A 16,506-nucleotide genomic window follows, 5' to 3' on the forward strand; every position below is an offset into this window, starting at 1 on the left:
ATTGTATTTATTCTTACTCATTATTTCAATACATTTAAATATGTTATGTGATAATTTCATTTGAACACGAAAGTTTCCTTAATGCAAATTATATGCCTTTATACAATGGATGGTGTGATAACATAAAATAAATTGGGAGTTTATGGTGTGATGACGTGGGGAAATATAATAAATTAAAGGGTCAATTTTGAAATTTATGTGAACATAAAGCCGATAATCCAGCATATTAATTGATGGAATTGCATTTGTATGATATATAATATATTGGGATTACAACATAACCATAGTGTTTTGGTGTGTAATCTTGTTTTTTATTTTTGTTAACTGATAGAAAATAGTATAAAGAAAAGAAAATGGGATTCATTTTCTTATTATATATGTTTTGATATGAACGTTAACTTATACATGATTTAAAAAATTAGATAGGTGGTAGAAATACATTGGCAACTACAAAACCATACAGAGTATTACTATATTACATGTACACAACAATTGAAAACCCAGAAGAATTCGCGGCAGAGCATTTAGCATTTTGTAATTCACTTGAATTAAAAGGAAGAATTCTTGTAGCAAAAGAAGGTATTAACGGAACTTGTTCTGGAACTGTAGAACAAACAGAGAAATACATGGAAGCAATGAACAATGATCCACGTTTCGATGGCATCGTATTTAAAATAGATGAAGCTGATGGTCATGCATTCAAGAAAATGCACGTGCGTCCTCGTCCAGAGTTAGTTACACTTCGTCTAGAAGATGACATTAACCCACACGAAATAACTGGGAAGTATTTAGAGCCAAAAGATTTTTATGAAGCAATGAAACAAGAAGATACAGTTATCATTGATGCACGAAATGATTATGAATTTGATTTAGGCCACTTCAAAGGTGCGATTAAACCTGATATCGAATCCTTCCGTGAATTACCAGATTGGATTCGTGAAAACAAAGAAGTACTTGAAGGTAAAAAGATTTTAACTTATTGTACAGGCGGAATTCGTTGTGAGAAGTTTTCTGGTTGGTTAGTTCGTGAAGGCTATGAAGATGTAAGTCAGCTTCACGGCGGAATTGTAACGTACGGAAAAGACCCAGAAGTACAAGGTGAGCTTTGGGATGGACAATGTTACGTGTTCGATGAGCGTATCGCTGTACCAGTAAACCAAAAAGAACATGTTATCGTTGGTAAAGACCACTTTACAGGTGAACCTTGTGAGCGCTATGTAAACTGTTCAAATCCAGAATGTAATAAGAAAATTTTATGTTCTGAAGAAAACGAAGCGAAATATTTACGTGCATGTTCTCATGAATGTCGTGTAAGTCCACGTAACCGCTACGTAATACAACATGAATTAACGGAAGAGCAAGTAGCTGCTGCATTAGAGCAAATCGAAGCAGGGAAGTAAACTGAATTCTTATAGTAAAAGGGGTACTCCAAGTTTAATTTTGGAGCACCCTTTTTTTATTATACGGTTCTGTCATTTGTCGGTTTTTGTCGGTAAGTCGATATATCTTAAAAATCGCTGATATATTTCGAGTTGCGCCGATATAATCGGAAAATCGCTGATAAAAATTTCACTTACTGTAGCGCACCAAGAATTTGAAAATAACCTTCTTTAATTTTTATCTTCTTTCTCTTTAACGGCAGAAAGTACAGTTTGTTTTACCCAAGCTTTTCTTCGTTTATGCTGTAAACCCCATTGGTATAAACTTTGGGCTCCTAAAATAAGTGAAATGACAATGCCGCTAATCGCAATTAATAGAGCGAAAAATTCAAGAGGTGACGATATTTTGTTTGAATCGGTGTTTCTTAAAAGGTCAATCATAGTAAACCCTAACATTTGGCCCACTACAGAGTAGAGCGTTAAAATTAATAATAAGAGGCTATCTTTTTTAGAGGCGACATTTTCTTGATATTTAAACAAACTATCAAGATTTTGTTTCGCGTTCGAGTATAGAACCTCAATATTAAAAAGTTTTCTTAAGCGGAAGAAAATATCTTCACTTTGTGATTGGGATACTAATTCTAAAGAAAAATAATTAGCAGTGAACGAATTGATCGAATAAATTAATTTCTCTATTTCATTAGTATCTTGTTCAATGTTTAGCTCAGCATAGGCGTTTGCCATTTTTAATAAAACAATTTTATGGAATAGGTTTAATAATAAAGCGTAATAAAATTCCCCGTACATTTGACTAGCAAGTTTAGCGATTTCGCGTTCTCCTTCATTTGTTACACATGTAAAAATATGTTCTTCCATTATGAAATAACGATTTGGAGCCCATCTCTGGTAAGCGTGTTTTTTTAAATAGTCATGAATGTAAGGAAGGTTATTTGCACTCACATATGGCTTACCATCACTTGTTAATCCGGAAAGACTAGAAGTACGATAAACATCCACTTCATTAAGTTCCATACCTTCTTTTAGTGACAATAAAGTTTGGACGTACATTCTTTGGTCTTCGAAGAAAGGGAAGGTTTGAAAGTATGAACTTCTTAATCTCTTCTTTTCAAAGAAATCAGTTACGCCATGAAATAAATAACCAAAAATGAATTTTTCAACTTGGGAATACTTTTTTCCGTTACATTCAATACAAATAGTCTCATTTGTATCATTTTTAGTTTCAAGTACACGGAAGCGAGCAGCGAATTCGATTGCTTCAGATAAAGTCATGTTTGGAGCAGTGTTTACTTCTGTTCGAATTGTTAAGAAGCCAAGTTCATAAGGACAAAGTGTTACATCAATAGAGTGTATCTTGAATGGGATTGAAATAAGGTTTGTTGTTAAATATCCAGTTAAGTTAAGGTCCTTTGAATAACGTTGCAAGCCCTTTTGATGCTCTGAGTGAGGAAAGAGAATTTTATTTGTAAATGAAAGATAGTATGCTTCCATATTTTGATGTGAAACTTTAAACTCCCCATAATATGTATTTTCATCATAGAGATGATCAAGCCGAAAAGGACGGAAATCGTTTTTTTGTAAGAAAGGGAACATATTTTGTTCATATCCAGCTTTAAACGAAAACGGGAATATAAATTGAAATATAGCTGTTGCTACATCTTTTTCCTCAATTGCTTGTATTGCCTCCATCTACATTGTTTCCTTTCCATATATGCTATAGAAACAACATGCCCAAATTTATTTGAAAATAACCACTGTTTTATACTCGATTGAGAGTGAAAATTCAGCTTATTTAGCAGAGGACATGTATAATGTTATGTATACTAAAAGTTATAAAATTGTATTTTGAAAAGGGGGATGCTGTATGCGGATTTTAGTATTAGGCGCTGGTGGAGTCGGAGGATTTTTTGGTGGCAGATTAGTCGAAAAGGGAGAAGATGTTACATTTCTTGTTCGTAGTAAACGGAAAAAACAATTAGAGGAAAGAGGACTTGTAATCCGAAGTGTTAACGGGGATTTTTCCTTTCAACCGAAATTAATAACGAAGGAAGAGAGAACTTCTCCATTTGATGTCATTTTATTTTCAACAAAAGCGTATCACTTAAACGAGGCAATTCAAGATTTGAAGCCGTTTGTTGGCGAAGGTACTGTAATCATTCCATTGTTAAATGGTATCGCTCATTTATCACTATTACAAAAAGAATTCGGCGAAGAAAAAGTACTTGGCGGTTTATGCTTTATCGAGACGACGTTAAACGATCAAGGAGAAATTGTACAAACTAGCGCTGCCAACAGACTTGTGTTTGGAGAAATTAAGTCTCAAAATTCAGAGAGAGTAAAGCATATTTCTAAAGCATTTGCAGGTACGAAATCTAGTTTTGTTTTAAGTGAAAATATTACGCAAGATATGTGGCATAAATATTTATTTATTACTGTAATGTCCGGTGTGACAACGTTAATGCGTGCACCAATTGGACCAATTCGTGAAAGTGAAGGCGGCCGTGATTTTATCCGTAATGTATTTGAGGAATCTGTACAAATTATGAAAGTATTAGGAGCTCCAATAAAGGTTAATATTGCCCAGGAACATATGAAAACAATTGATAAAATTTCGTATGATATGAAGTCATCGATGCAACGTGATATGGAGAAGGGTTCGTTTATTGAAGGGAAGCACTTGCAAGGATATTTACTGGATGTAGCAGAGCAATTTTCTATAGCGGCACCATTATTAGGCACTATATATCAAAATTTAAAGGTGTATGAAGAGATGACCTTTAACAGATCTGTAATAGAATTAGATGTATGAAAAAATAAAAAAGATAGCAATATATAAGTGTATTGCTATCTTTTTTATTTTTTTGTATGACAAATTATTTATTTCTTTTCGTTCTATCTGTCAAATTTATTTCCTGTTCACGTTTACCATATAACTGATTAATTTCATTTGCTACTGCATCTAAATATGAATCGGAAAAAATAGGCTTCTTTTCTTTAGACATAGGGGTCTCCTTTGCGGATTTTTTAGTATTCATTATGGATATTTCTCAGTGGATTATGCACAATCATTTTAATTTTTTTCTTATTAAAAATTTTTGTTTACTTTTTGAAAATAAAGGAGTATTATAATCCACAGTTTCAATTTTCTAAATCGCTGAAACCGCATGGTACGGGGGACCCGTTTTTACGGATTAGTACATAATCCGATGGGGTGAATCCTTAAAAAAGGTAGGGCTACTCATAGGCCCGAATCCGACAGCTAACCTCGTAAGCGTTATATTGAGAAGGAAGGTGGAGCTTGTGCGACAAAAAAAATAATGTCTACAAGTCTATTTCGCTATGGCTTGTAGACATTTTTTGTTTTCTGAGTAAATAGTTTACTGGCTGCAACAAGCAGAAAAGTTCGTACAAAATTATTGGAGAGTGGACAGCATTGGTTTCATCTATTAAAAGATTTTTAATTGGAAGACCGTTAAAATCAACGGAGCTTGGAGAACAAAAGCTTAATAAAACGAAAGCTTTAGCTATTTTATCTTCTGACGCATTGTCATCAGTTGCTTACGGTCCAGAGCAAATTTTAATTGCTTTAGCAGGTGTTGGAGCGATCGCTTATTGGTATTCCATTCCGATCGCTGTTGGGGTATTAGTATTATTGACAGCCCTTATTTTATCTTATCGTCAAATTATTTTTGCTTATCCGCATGGCGGGGGAGCGTATGTTGTATCAAAAGAAAATTTAGGGATGAATCCAGGCTTAATTGCTGGAGGATCTTTATTAGTTGACTATATTTTAACTGTTGCGGTAAGTGTGTCCGCTGGTACAGATGCAATTACGTCTGCGTTTCCTAGCTTACATGCACACAACGTAATTATTGCGGTTATATTTGTTATATTAATTACGATATTAAATTTAAGGGGAGTAACGGAATCAGCTTCCGTTTTAGCATATCCTGTTTATTTATTCGTTTTAGCACTATTTATATTAATTGGTGTGGGCATATATAATATTTTAACTGGTCATGTTTCACCCACTTTACATGCGCCAATTGGTACACCAGTTGCAGGGATTAGTTTATTTTTATTACTAAGAGCATTTGCATCAGGTAGTTCTGCTTTAACAGGTGTTGAAGCAATTTCAAATGCAATTCCGAACTTTAAAGATCCTGCACCAAACAATGCTGCAAAAACATTGCTTGCAATGGGTGCATTACTTGCTGTGTTATTTTCAGGAATTGTATTTTTAGCTTATTATTACGGAGTGACTCCGAGTAAAGAAGTAACAGTTGTTTCTCAAATTGCTGAACAAACATTTGGACGTAATTTCATGTACTATTTCATACAAGGTACAACAGCATTAATATTAATTCTTGCTGCTAATACAGGTTATTCTGCATTTCCTTTATTAGCGGTTAACCTTGCAAAAGATAAATTCATACCGAGAATGTTTACGATTAGAGGAGACCGCCTAGGTTACTCAAACGGTATTATTATACTTGGAGTTGCTTCAATTATTTTAATTGTAGCTTTCCAAGGACAAACAGAACATTTAATTCCACTATATGCAGTAGGTGTATTTATTCCATTTACACTTTCTCAAACAGGGATGGTATTAAAATGGCTTCGCGAAAAGCCTGAAGGATGGGCTTTAAGATTAACGGTTAATTTAATTGGTGCAGTTATTAGTTTTATCGTAATGAGCATGTTCTTTTTAACTAAATTTGCACAAGTTTGGTCGATTCTTATTTTCTTACCAGTTATTATCTTCTTATTCCATCGAATTAAGAAGCATTATGATGCAGTGGGTGATCAATTAAGTTTAAAAACTTGCGAGCCTCTTATTCCAATTGAGGGGAATGTAATTGTCGTTCCTGTAGCAGGTATGACGCATGTAGTAGAAAATTCATTGAACTATGCGAAATCGCTTTCGGCAGATCAAGTTATCGCAGTATATGTTGCTTTTGACAGAGAAGAGGAAAAGAAATTTGAGGAGAAATGGAAGAAGTGGCAACCTGAAGTAAGGCTTGTTACATTACATTCTCATTATAGAAGTATTATTCAGCCGCTAACGAAGTTTATCGATACAGTGCAATATAAGGCAAGTGAATCGAATTACCGTGTTACGGTCGTTATACCACAGTTCATTCCGAAAAAAGGTTGGCATAACATTCTTCATAATCAATCCAGTTTACTTATACGTGCGTATTTACTTTATAAAAGAAATGTTGTTATTACGACAGTTCCATATCATTTGAAAAAATAAGAAAATTTTTTAAGGATAGCTTCGCGAAAATGAAGCTATCCTTTTTGTGTATATGCTATGCATAATTGCATACGGGGTTAAAAACTATACTAATATAACTTCATTAGTTATTTGAAAGTAGTGTTTTCTGTTGTGATATATAGATATTTCAATCGATAAAGTGAATCGGATTATATTTTGAAATAAGGACATGAAAGCTTGAAAATAAAGGGAATGAAAATACTTCTTTACGATATATAAACAGCTGTGTTTAAATGACCTTACAGTACAAAACTTATATGAAAACAAAATGAAATTTCATATTTACGTATGTTGTTTAGTTTAAAATGAATAATATTTTTATGTAATATATTCACTGTGTGAATGTGGGAATTTCGATGAAATAGAAAATTTATACAATATTATTCATACTAAACACATATGAAAAATAATAAAATGTTTTGTGACGATAAGTAAGTACTGTAGCAATACGAGAGAGGTGGTTCATACATAGATCACGTTGAGAACGTTCTCTATTTTAACCATCTCAAATTATGGGCAAGAAAATAGAATAATAAAATGCGATAGTAATAGTTGCTAATACATAGGAGGAGTTAAAGTGAAAAAGACTTTAATTACAGGGTTATTGGTTACAGCGGTATCTACGAGTTGCTTCATTCCTGTAAGCGCTTACGCTAAGGAGGGGCAAACGGAAGTGAAAACAGTATATGCGCAAAATGTAATTGCTCCAAATACATTATCCAATTCAATTAGAATGTTAGGATCACAATCACCGCTTATTCAAGCATACGGATTAATTATTTTGCAACAGCCAGACATTAAGGTAAATGCGATGAGTAGCTTAACGAATCATCAAAAGTTTGCAAAGGCGAATGTACGAGAGTGGATTGATGAATATAATCCGAAGCTAATTGACTTAAATCAAGAGATGATGAGATACAGCACTAGATTCAATAGTTATTATAGTAAGCTCTATGAACTAGCAGGAAATGTAAATGAAGATCAGCAAGCAAAAACAGATTTTATGAGTGCATATGGAAAATTACAATTGCAAGTACAGAGCATCCAAGAGAGTATGGAGCAAGATTTATTAGAGTTAAATCGATTTAAAACAGTATTAGACAAAGATAGTAACAACTTATCAATTAAAGCCGATGAAGCAATAAAAACACTGCAAGGATCAAGTGGAGATATTGTGAAATTAAGAGAAGATATTAAAAGAATTCAAGGGGAAATTCAAGCTGAACTAACTACTATTTTGAATAGACCTCAAGAAATCATTAAAGGTTCTATTAATATCGGTAAACAAGTATTTACAATCACAAATCAAACTGCACAAACGAAAACAATCGATTTTGTTTCTATCGGTACTTTAAGTAATGAAATTGTAAATGCTGCAGATAGTCAAACGAGGGAAGCAGCTCTTCGCATTCAACAAAAGCAAAAAGAGTTATTGCCACTTATTCAAAAGTTATCACAAACTGAAGCAGAAGCGACTCAAATTACATTCGTTGAAGATCAAGTAAATAGCTTTACAGAATTAATTGATCGTCAAATTACAACTTTAGAAACGTTATTAACGGATTGGAAAGTTTTAAATAATAATATGATCCAAATTCAAACAAATGTTGAAGAAGGCACGTATACAGACAGTAGTTTACTTCAAAAACATTTTAATCAAATTAAAAAAGTAAGTGATGAAATGAATAAGCAAACAAATCAATTTGAAGATTACGTTACAAACGTTGAAGTACATTAAATAGAAAAATAATTAGCGATATAGGGAGAGAAGAAAAAATGACAAAAAAACCATATAAAGTAATGGCTCTATCAGCACTGATGGCAGTATTTGCAGCAGGAAATATTATGCCGGCTCATACGTATGCAGCTGAAAGTACAGTGAAACAAGCTCCAGTTCATGCGGTAGCAAAAGCTTATAATGACTATGAAGAATATTCATTAGGACCAGAAGGCTTGAAAGATGCAATGGAAAGAACAGGTTCAAATGCTTTAGTAATGGATCTGTATGCTTTAACAATTATTAAACAAGGTAATGTTAACTTTGGAAATGTATCGACTGTTGATGCAGCTTTAAAAGGAAAAGTGATTCAGCACCAAGATACAGCTAGAGGAAATGCGAAGCAATGGTTAGATGTATTAAAGCCACAGCTTATTTCAACGAATCAAAACATCATTAACTACAATACGAAATTCCAAAACTATTATGATACTTTAGTTGCTGCGGTAGATGCAAAAGATAAAGCGACTCTTACGAAAGGCCTAACTAGGTTATCAAGTAGTATTAATGAAAATAAAGCGCAAGTGGATCAGTTAGTAGAAGACTTGAAAAAATTCCGAAATAAAATGACGTCGGATACGCAAAACTTCAAGGGTGATGCAAATCAAATTACATCTATATTAGCTAGTCAAGATGCAGGAATTCCGCTTCTACAAAATCAAATTACAACGTACAATGAGGCAATTAGTAAATATAATGCAATTATTATCGGTTCATCTGTTGCGACAGCTCTAGGACCAATTGCAATTATTGGTGGTGCAGTAGTTATTGCTACGGGCGCAGGAACACCGCTAGGAGTCGCATTAATTGCAGGTGGTGCAGCAGCTGTAGGCGGTGGTACAGCTGGTATCGTATTAGCGAAGAAAGAACTTGACAATGCACAAGCTGAAATTCAAAAAATAACTGGACAAATTACAACTGCTCAATTAGAAGTAGCTGGGTTAACGAACATTAAAACACAAACTGAGTATTTAACAAATACGATTGATACTGCAATTACAGCGTTGCAAAACATTTCAAACCAATGGTATACAATGGGATCGAAATACAATTCTTTACTTCAAAATGTGGATTCAATTAGTCCAAACGATCTTGTTTTCATTAAAGAAGATTTAAACATTGCGAAAGATAGCTGGAAAAACATTAAAGACTATGCAGAAAAGATTTATGCTGAAGATATTAAAGTAGTAGACACGAAAAAAGCATAATTGAATACGAATCGTTAGAGCGTTAAGTGTTGATGAATGATTTGAAGCTCCTGTTCAGTTGTGAGCAGGAGCTTTTGATATCCTTATAAAGAGAATAGGTGAAAAATATGCAGAAACGATTTTATAAAAAATGTCTTTTAGCGGTAATGATTGCTGGGGTGGCAACGAGTAACGCATTTCCTTTACATCCTTTTGCAGCAGAACAAAATGTAAAGGTGCTACAAGAAAATGTGAAAAACTATTCTCTTGGACCAGCAGGATTCCAAGATGTAATGGCACAAACGACATCAAGTATATTTGCAATGGATTCATATGCAAAATTAATTCAAAATCAACAAGAGACGGATTTAAGTAAAATAAGTTCGATTAATAGTGAATTTAAAGGGAATATGATTCAGCATCAAAGAGATGCAAAAATTAATGCAGCATATTGGTTAAATAATATGAAGCCTCAAATTATGAAAACAGATCAAAATATTATAAATTACAATAATACTTTTCAATCGTATTATAATGACATGTTAATAGCGATTGATCAAAAGGATAGTGGAAAATTAAAAGCGGATTTAGAAAAGTTGTATGCGGATATTGTAAAGAATCAAAATGAGGTAGATGGATTATTAGGAAATTTGAAAGCTTTTCGCGATAGAATGGCGAAAGATACAAATAGTTTCAAAGAGGATACAAATCAGTTAACAGCGATATTGGCAAGTACGAATGCTGGTATTCCAGCTCTAGAGCAACAAATAAATACATATAACGATTCGATTAAAAAGAGTAATGATATGGTCATTGCTGGTGGCGTACTTTGCGTAGCTTTAATAACATGTCTTGCTGGCGGGCCGATGATTGCGGTTGCGAAAAAAGATATCGCAAATGCAGAAAGAGAAATCGCCAATTTAAAAGATAGAATTTCAGGAGCACAAGCAGAAGTCGTAATTTTGACTGATGTAAAAAATAAAACAACAAACATGACAGAAACAATTGATGCAGCAATTACAGCACTACAAAACATATCAAATCAATGGTATACAGTAGGTGCAAAGTATAATAATTTATTACAAAACGTAAAAGGAATTAGTCCGGAAGAGTTTACGTTTATAAAAGAAGATTTACATACAGCGAAAGATAGCTGGAAAGATGTAAAGGATTATACAGAAAAATTACATGAAGGTGTGGCAAAGTAAACAGTGGACTAGTTCTGCTGTTTATTTTTCATCCTGTTTTTTGTGAGAGTTGAGCTTGCAATTATATATAAGTTTGTCATGTGTTTTATCAATGTGGCTATTGGGTAATAGTTAATCAAATTGATACGAATAACCTAAATAAATTTCTGATCAAGTCTTTTATATGTAATGTTTTAATGAAAAAAGCTATACTGTAAGCAAAACTAAAAATTGGAGAGGAAATACTACAACATGGAAAATTATCTATTATTTATCCTTACAGCAATGTTAATCATAATCATGCCTGGTCCTGGTTTTGCACTAGTTACAAAAAATACTATCTCGCATGGTAAAAATGGCGGGATAAAGACTGTTTTAGGAACGATATCTGGAATGATGATTCATACAATAATGGCTACGTTAGGACTTTCTGCTATCTTAATGAAATTTGCTATGTTATTTACATTTATAAAATATGCTGGGGCTGTTTATTTAATTTATTTAGCTGTAAAGTCAATTAAAAGTGCCTTACATAAAAAAGAAGATATGTCAGGTTCAGCAGAAATGGACTCTAAGGATATTGGGGCAATTAAAAGCTTTAGACAAGGATTTACTACGGCAATTTTAAATCCAAAAACCGCTGTATTTTTCCTTAGTTTTTTACCCCAATTTATTGTGAGTAATCAAAATCATTTCCTCCAATTTCTTTTATTAGGAGTCACATTTACGACTTTGACAGCAATATGGTATTTACTTTACATCTCACTCATACGTCAATTAAGAACTTTTTTAAGAAAAGAAAGAGTGAACCGTACAATAGAGGGTATTACAGGCGCCGTATTATTAGTATTTGGAGTTAGATTGTTTTTCCAAAAATAAATATGTAGATAAAACGAGAAATAAAAAAGTTGATTATTTCTCGTTTTATTCTTTAAAATCTGCAACAGAATCAGGATTTCCCCTCAAAGTATAAATTCCAAGAGGAACCGTTTTTTTATTTACTTATATACGTACAGCTGTACCACTGACAGCAACCATTAACATTCCATCACGAACAACTTCGTAATCTACGTCAATACCAACGATAGCGTTCGCACCTTTTTCTTTTGCAAGTTCTTTCATTTCGCCCATTGCAATATCACGAGCGTCTTTTAGTTTACTTTCGTAAGCACCAACACGGCCACCGACAACATCACGAACGGAAGCGAATACATCGCGGACAATATTTGCACCCATAATAGCTTCACCATTTACAATATCAATATACTCAATAATCTCTTTACCTTGAATTCCAGAAGTTGTTGTTACAATCATGACTGACACTCTCCTAATATTTTATAATTTTTGATTAGCTTTCTTATGTCATAGAAAAAGTAGTTCTGGTGCCAAAAATGCTTGATAGAAACATAGAATATTTTTGGCATCAGAAACAAGTCTAGTTTCTTACAGAATGAAAGCAAGGCAATTGTTTAACATATGTATCGCTATAACATATGCAATGGATCTTTTAGAAATAAGATAAGCCGCAGTAAGTATCAACGATCCAGGTAAATAAATAGCAATATCTGAAAGTTGGTTCGTATGAAGAAGTGTAAAAATCATAATCGAAATGATAGATGCAATAGCAGTACCAATATGGTAAGAAAAACGATTTATTAATATGTGGCGAAACACAATTTCTTCAAGTATTGGACCCAGAATACCAAATACAAGCAATGTAAATACAAGCGGTACCTCTGCACCCGTTTCAAGGAGCTGCTCTTGGTTCTCTGGTTGACCAGTTGCTAGAAAATACATAACACACTGTTCCACAATTAACGTAAATAAAACTACCATAGGAATACTTACTATTTTCAAAATTGTCTTCTCTTTAAAATAAGTAAAACTTTCAATAATTTCTTTCCTAAAGCAAATGATTCCTACAATAGCAGGTACAGTAAAACCGATGGCACTAAGAACAAATTCTGATTCAACTAAATTGACATTAGCTAAAAGTGATATGCCAAATAGTATGTACAAGCCAATTTGAAATGGTACAAACAGTGTAAAGATTATTAGCATAATGATTTCTTTTTTATTCATTTTTATAAAGTTCACTGTATTGCCCCCATAATTAAATTACCTATAATTTTTGATTTTTCTTTCTGCATAACGCTCTCCTTCTAAATATATTTATATAAGATTCTAAACCGGACGGTTCGGTCTGAATCGAAATCTAATGATACTACAAGTTTCTAGTTTTTTAAACCCTTTTTATAAAGTATTAACAAAATCAAAATGGAAAAAAGCAAATATATTTATATTTCAGTTGCTTTGTTACAATTTAATTCCAGTAATCATTAATGGTTAATCTTTTATAGAATGAAGTGAAAGTGGGAGTAGTTCAAACACTTTAGCTAAACATATTAATAAAAATTATATATAATAATCATATGTCTATACATTAAAATTAACTATATATTTTTACACCTCTACGATTTTAGATAAAATTAGTTGTATAATATGACTGAACTAAACAATTGGTCATGTCGTTTTGACAGAAGATTCACTTAATTTATGTAGGTAATACAATTTGATTAACTTCTTTTCAAACCGTATTCTTTGAGGTTTCCATAAGATAGGGATTGATAAGATATTTCTGTTCCAAACTTATTTATACTTACAAAAAAATTAAGAAAATAGAGGGTAAACATTACCTAGAATATTAGGATCGTTTTCATTAGGAGGATTACAAAGCATGACTAAAGTTGATAAGGTTAAAGAAAAAATTATTGAAACATCTTTATATTTATTTAATACTAATGGGATAACTCGCACATCCATCCAGGATATAATGACAGCTACTGAACTACCTAAAGGATCTATTTATCGTAGATTCAAAAGTAAAGAAGAAATTGTCCTTGCTGCCTACGACAAAAGTGGTGAGATTATGTGGAGTCATTTTCATAAAGCAATGGAAAATAAAAAGACAGCAATTGATAAAATCCTTGCAATTTTCCTTGTATATCAAGATGCAGCTAATAATCCTCCTATTGCTGGAGGCTGTCCATTACTTAATAGTGCCATTGAAAGTACTGGAGTATTTCCAGAATTACAAAAAGCAGCAGCAAAAGGTTATGATGATACAGTAATGTTAATGGCTTCTCTCATAAAAGAAGGAATAGAGAAACAAGAATTTAAAGAAGATATAGAGGTTATATCACTCGCTTCCTTTCTTGCCTCTTCAATGGAGGGGGCTATTATGGCAAGTCGAGTATCTAACGATAATATACACCATCATTATTTTATTGAACAAATAAAACATCATCTTTTCACTTATTCTAAATAAGTGAGAACTTGCATTATTTCCATCCAATTTTTATAAAATTAAATTGAGTAAATACCCCTTATAAATAGTAACTTCTGTTTATAAGGGGTATTTGAATAGTTTTTAGATGATGTTTCATGTTTCTTATTGAACGGCTTTGTTATCGTTACTACAGAAAAAATGTGAATTAAATGTTAATTGATTTACATGTTTCAAGCGTATCTATATTGAGTTTGTAAATCTACACAATAAGTTTTCATTATATATTAAGTGTAGTAGAAGTTCAGATAGATAAAATTCGGTAGTCGAATTTTTTTGCATAAAGCTGTATAATGCTTGTAACGAAAGGGAAATACAGGAAGGGATTTGTAATGAGTTACTATGGAAAAAGATAAACAACAATTAAGCGTTGAAGTTGCAAGATTATATTATCAATCAGATTATAGTCAGCAAGAAATTGCTAACAAATTAAATATTTCAAGACCAACAATTTCTAGATTGTTAAAGTACGCGAAAGAAAAAGGGTTTGTTCAAATTAGCATCGCTGATCCATTTGCGGATTTAGATAACGTCGGGAATTTACTGAAAGAAAAGTATAACTTATTAGAGGCACATGTTGTATTTTCTCCAGTTCCGGAATATGCAACGATTACAGAGTATATTAGCAAATATGCAGCTGAGTATATGGAAAAGACGGTTAAAAACGGTGATATTGTTGGTGTAAGCTGGGGAATGACGATGTATGAAATCGCTAGAAAAATCGTACCGCAACATGTAAAAGGGGTAGAGGTTGTTCAGTTAAAAGGTGGTATTAGTCATTCGAGTGTAAATACATATGCGAATGAAACAATCGCTTTATTTGCAGATGCTTTTCAAACGACGCCAAGAAATCTCCCCCTTCCAGTTATATTTGATAATGCAGTGACAAAAGAATTAGTAGAGCAGGATCGACATATTCATCACATTATCGAAATGGGGAAACAAGCGAATATTGCAATTTTCACTGTAGGAACAGTGCGAGACGAAGCGCTATTATTCCGATTAGGTTATTTCGATAAGGATGAAACGAGTTTACTCAAAAAACAATCGGTCGGTGACATTTGTTCACGATTCTTTGATGGGGACGGAAATATTAGTAGTGAAGAAATTAATAAGCGGACCATTGGAATTGAGTTAGAAGAACTGAAATTAAAGAAACGCTCTATTTTAGTTGCAGGTGGTAATAGAAAAATCAAAGCAATTGATGGTGCGTTACGTGGCGGGTATGCAAATGTATTAATTATCGATCAGCATACAGCAAAAGAATTGTTACATTATCAAAAAGATTAGAAATAAAAGGCGTTCTCAAGATGTTAATTTTGAGAACGCCTTTTATTTTGTTATGTATGAATGATAGGAGTTTTTTTTGAACACAAATTGCCTTTTAAAAAATAATTATGGATATGGAGATACATACTACCATTGTTAACATAAAAATTTTGATTATATATTTGAAATGTTCTTTGTTAGAATGCGCTTTATTTACTACAAGAAAATTCCTTTTAAAAAAGAATGAACAAAATTTCAAAAGTGTATTTACATTTGTTCAACTAAGAGTTAGAATGAAGTTGTTAAAAGATATGAGGAGTGAAGATAATGAACATTGCAAAGTTAATTGACCATACAATTTTAAAAGCTAATACTACTAAAGAAGATGTTATGAAAGTAATCGAAGAAGCAAAGGAATATAAATTCGCTTCTGTTTGTATTAACCCAACATGGGTAAAATTAGCGGCTGATGAACTAGCTGGACATGATGTAGACGTTTGTACTGTAATCGGTTTCCCATTAGGAGCAAGCACGACTGAAACAAAAGCATTTGAAACAAAAGATGCTATTGCAAAAGGTGCAACTGAAGTTGATATGGTAATCAACGTAGGCGCTTTAAAAGATGGTGACAACGAACTTGTTGAAAAAGACATTTATGAAGTAGTACAAGCAGCAAAAGGAAAAGCTCTTGTAAAAGTAATCATTGAAACTTGCCTATTAACAGATGAAGAGAAAGTACGCGCTTGTGAATTATCAGTAAAAGCTGGTGCTGACTTCGTAAAAACTTCAACTGGATTCTCAACTGGCGGAGCAACTGCTGAAGATATCGCATTAATGCGTAAAACAGTAGGACCAAACGTTGGTGTAAAAGCATCTGGCGGTGTTCGTACACGTGAAGATGCAGACAAAATGGTAGCTGCTGGAGCTTCTCGCGTTGGAGCAAGTGCTAGTGTTGCAATCGTATTAAATGATGCAAAAGGTGCTACAGATAACTACTAATCATTAATGAAGTGAAGAGCAATAGATACACAAAGTAAAGTGTATCTATTGCTTTAATAATTG

14 protein-coding genes and 1 riboswitch are annotated in these 16,506 nt (G+C 32.9%); of the genes, 10 read left to right on the forward strand and 4 right to left on the reverse strand.

The window, feature by feature from the left end; translation table 11 throughout:
• Positions 1 to 440 precede the first annotated feature (440 nt).
• Positions 441 to 1,400 (forward strand): oxygen-dependent tRNA uridine(34) hydroxylase TrhO, encoded by a 960-nt coding sequence (trhO, locus tag QO049_RS11785; protein ID WP_000246214.1) that lies wholly within the window; start codon positions 441 to 443, stop codon positions 1,398 to 1,400.
• Positions 1,401 to 1,610: 210 nt separating this feature from the next.
• On the opposite strand, the gene QO049_RS11790 is transcribed toward trhO, so the two are convergent.
• Positions 1,611 to 3,086 carry a hypothetical protein gene (locus QO049_RS11790; protein WP_000387425.1) on the reverse strand — a complete coding sequence of 492 codons (1,476 nt, stop codon included), beginning with the start codon at positions 3,084 to 3,086 and terminating at the stop codon, positions 1,611 to 1,613.
• A gap of 175 nt (positions 3,087 to 3,261) precedes the next feature.
• Here QO049_RS11790 and panE point away from each other — a divergent pair, with 175 nt between their 5' ends.
• Complete coding sequence (gene panE, locus QO049_RS11795) at positions 3,262 to 4,206, forward strand: 2-dehydropantoate 2-reductase (protein ID WP_001221896.1); 945 nt, start codon at positions 3,262 to 3,264, stop codon at positions 4,204 to 4,206.
• A gap of 64 nt (positions 4,207 to 4,270) precedes the next feature.
• Here the strand turns inward: panE and QO049_RS11800 are convergent, their stop codons facing one another.
• Positions 4,271 to 4,399: a hypothetical protein gene (locus QO049_RS11800; RefSeq protein ID WP_000031873.1), complete on the reverse strand. Its 129-nt coding sequence runs from the start codon at positions 4,397 to 4,399 to the stop codon at positions 4,271 to 4,273.
• 140 nt (positions 4,400 to 4,539) lie between these two features.
• Positions 4,540 to 4,686: riboswitch (cyclic di-AMP (ydaO/yuaA leader) on the forward strand.
• A 144-nt stretch (positions 4,687 to 4,830) separates the two neighbouring features.
• On the opposite strand from QO049_RS11800, the gene QO049_RS11805 reads away from it, so the two are divergent.
• From QO049_RS11805 to QO049_RS11825, 5 genes are all read left to right on the forward strand, one after another.
• Entirely contained in the window at positions 4,831 to 6,657 is a 1,827-nt protein-coding gene (locus tag QO049_RS11805; protein WP_000254887.1) for an APC family permease, read from the forward strand.
• Between the two features lie 598 nt (positions 6,658 to 7,255).
• Positions 7,256 to 8,416: a non-hemolytic enterotoxin NHE subunit A gene (gene nheA / locus QO049_RS11810; RefSeq protein ID WP_000751833.1), complete on the forward strand. Its 1,161-nt coding sequence runs from the start codon at positions 7,256 to 7,258 to the stop codon at positions 8,414 to 8,416.
• A gap of 38 nt (positions 8,417 to 8,454) precedes the next feature.
• Entirely contained in the window at positions 8,455 to 9,663 is a 1,209-nt protein-coding gene (gene nheB / locus QO049_RS11815; protein WP_000162975.1) for a non-hemolytic enterotoxin NHE subunit B, read from the forward strand.
• Positions 9,664 to 9,770: 107 nt separating this feature from the next.
• Positions 9,771 to 10,850 (forward strand): non-hemolytic enterotoxin NHE subunit C, encoded by a 1,080-nt coding sequence (gene nheC, locus QO049_RS11820; protein WP_001171982.1) that lies wholly within the window; start codon positions 9,771 to 9,773, stop codon positions 10,848 to 10,850.
• 231 nt (positions 10,851 to 11,081) lie between these two features.
• Positions 11,082 to 11,708 carry a LysE family translocator gene (locus QO049_RS11825; RefSeq protein WP_000432987.1) on the forward strand — a complete coding sequence of 209 codons (627 nt, stop codon included), beginning with the start codon at positions 11,082 to 11,084 and terminating at the stop codon, positions 11,706 to 11,708.
• Positions 11,709 to 11,831: 123 nt separating this feature from the next.
• On the opposite strand, the gene QO049_RS11830 is transcribed toward QO049_RS11825, so the two are convergent.
• A complete protein-coding gene (locus QO049_RS11830; RefSeq protein WP_000637518.1) occupies positions 11,832 to 12,143 on the reverse strand; it encodes a heavy metal-binding domain-containing protein in 312 nt (103 codons plus the stop codon).
• 129 nt (positions 12,144 to 12,272) lie between these two features.
• Positions 12,273 to 12,926, reverse strand: coding sequence for a CPBP family intramembrane glutamic endopeptidase (locus QO049_RS11835; protein WP_001009300.1), 654 nt, complete (start codon positions 12,924 to 12,926; stop codon positions 12,273 to 12,275).
• Between the two features lie 640 nt (positions 12,927 to 13,566).
• Here QO049_RS11835 and QO049_RS11840 point away from each other — a divergent pair.
• From QO049_RS11840 to deoC, 3 genes are all read left to right on the forward strand, one after another.
• Positions 13,567 to 14,157: a TetR/AcrR family transcriptional regulator gene (locus QO049_RS11840; RefSeq protein ID WP_000169648.1), complete on the forward strand. Its 591-nt coding sequence runs from the start codon at positions 13,567 to 13,569 to the stop codon at positions 14,155 to 14,157.
• 360 nt (positions 14,158 to 14,517) lie between these two features.
• Positions 14,518 to 15,465 (forward strand): sugar-binding transcriptional regulator, encoded by a 948-nt coding sequence (locus QO049_RS11845; RefSeq protein WP_000409782.1) that lies wholly within the window; start codon positions 14,518 to 14,520, stop codon positions 15,463 to 15,465.
• 306 nt (positions 15,466 to 15,771) lie between these two features.
• The gene (gene deoC, locus QO049_RS11850) at positions 15,772 to 16,443 is read left to right on the forward strand and encodes a deoxyribose-phosphate aldolase (RefSeq protein ID WP_001017441.1); all 672 of its coding nucleotides are present in this window, start codon (positions 15,772 to 15,774) and stop codon (positions 16,441 to 16,443) included.
• Positions 16,444 to 16,506 lie beyond the last annotated feature (63 nt).

Source organism: Bacillus sp. RB3 (assembly GCF_030164735.1).
Classification (GTDB): Bacteria; Bacillota; Bacilli; order Bacillales; family Bacillaceae_G; genus Bacillus_A; species Bacillus_A cereus.

Excerpts from the sequence above, each read along its gene's own strand:
- QO049_RS11790 (WP_000387425.1), bottom strand. The coding sequence starts at position 3,086 with ATGGAGGCAATACAAGCAATTGAGGAAAAAGATGTAGCAACAGCTATA.
- panE (WP_001221896.1), top strand. The coding sequence starts at position 3,262 with ATGCGGATTTTAGTATTAGGCGCTGGTGGAGTCGGAGGATTTTTTGGT.
- QO049_RS11800 (WP_000031873.1), bottom strand. The coding sequence starts at position 4,399 with ATGTCTAAAGAAAAGAAGCCTATTTTTTCCGATTCATATTTAGATGCA.
- nheB (WP_000162975.1), top strand. The coding sequence starts at position 8,455 with ATGACAAAAAAACCATATAAAGTAATGGCTCTATCAGCACTGATGGCA.
- nheC (WP_001171982.1), top strand. The coding sequence starts at position 9,771 with ATGCAGAAACGATTTTATAAAAAATGTCTTTTAGCGGTAATGATTGCT.
- QO049_RS11825 (WP_000432987.1), top strand. The coding sequence starts at position 11,082 with ATGGAAAATTATCTATTATTTATCCTTACAGCAATGTTAATCATAATC.
- QO049_RS11830 (WP_000637518.1), bottom strand. The coding sequence starts at position 12,143 with ATGATTGTAACAACAACTTCTGGAATTCAAGGTAAAGAGATTATTGAG.
- QO049_RS11840 (WP_000169648.1), top strand. The coding sequence starts at position 13,567 with ATGACTAAAGTTGATAAGGTTAAAGAAAAAATTATTGAAACATCTTTA.
- QO049_RS11845 (WP_000409782.1), top strand. The coding sequence starts at position 14,518 with ATGGAAAAAGATAAACAACAATTAAGCGTTGAAGTTGCAAGATTATAT.
- deoC (WP_001017441.1), top strand. The coding sequence starts at position 15,772 with ATGAACATTGCAAAGTTAATTGACCATACAATTTTAAAAGCTAATACT.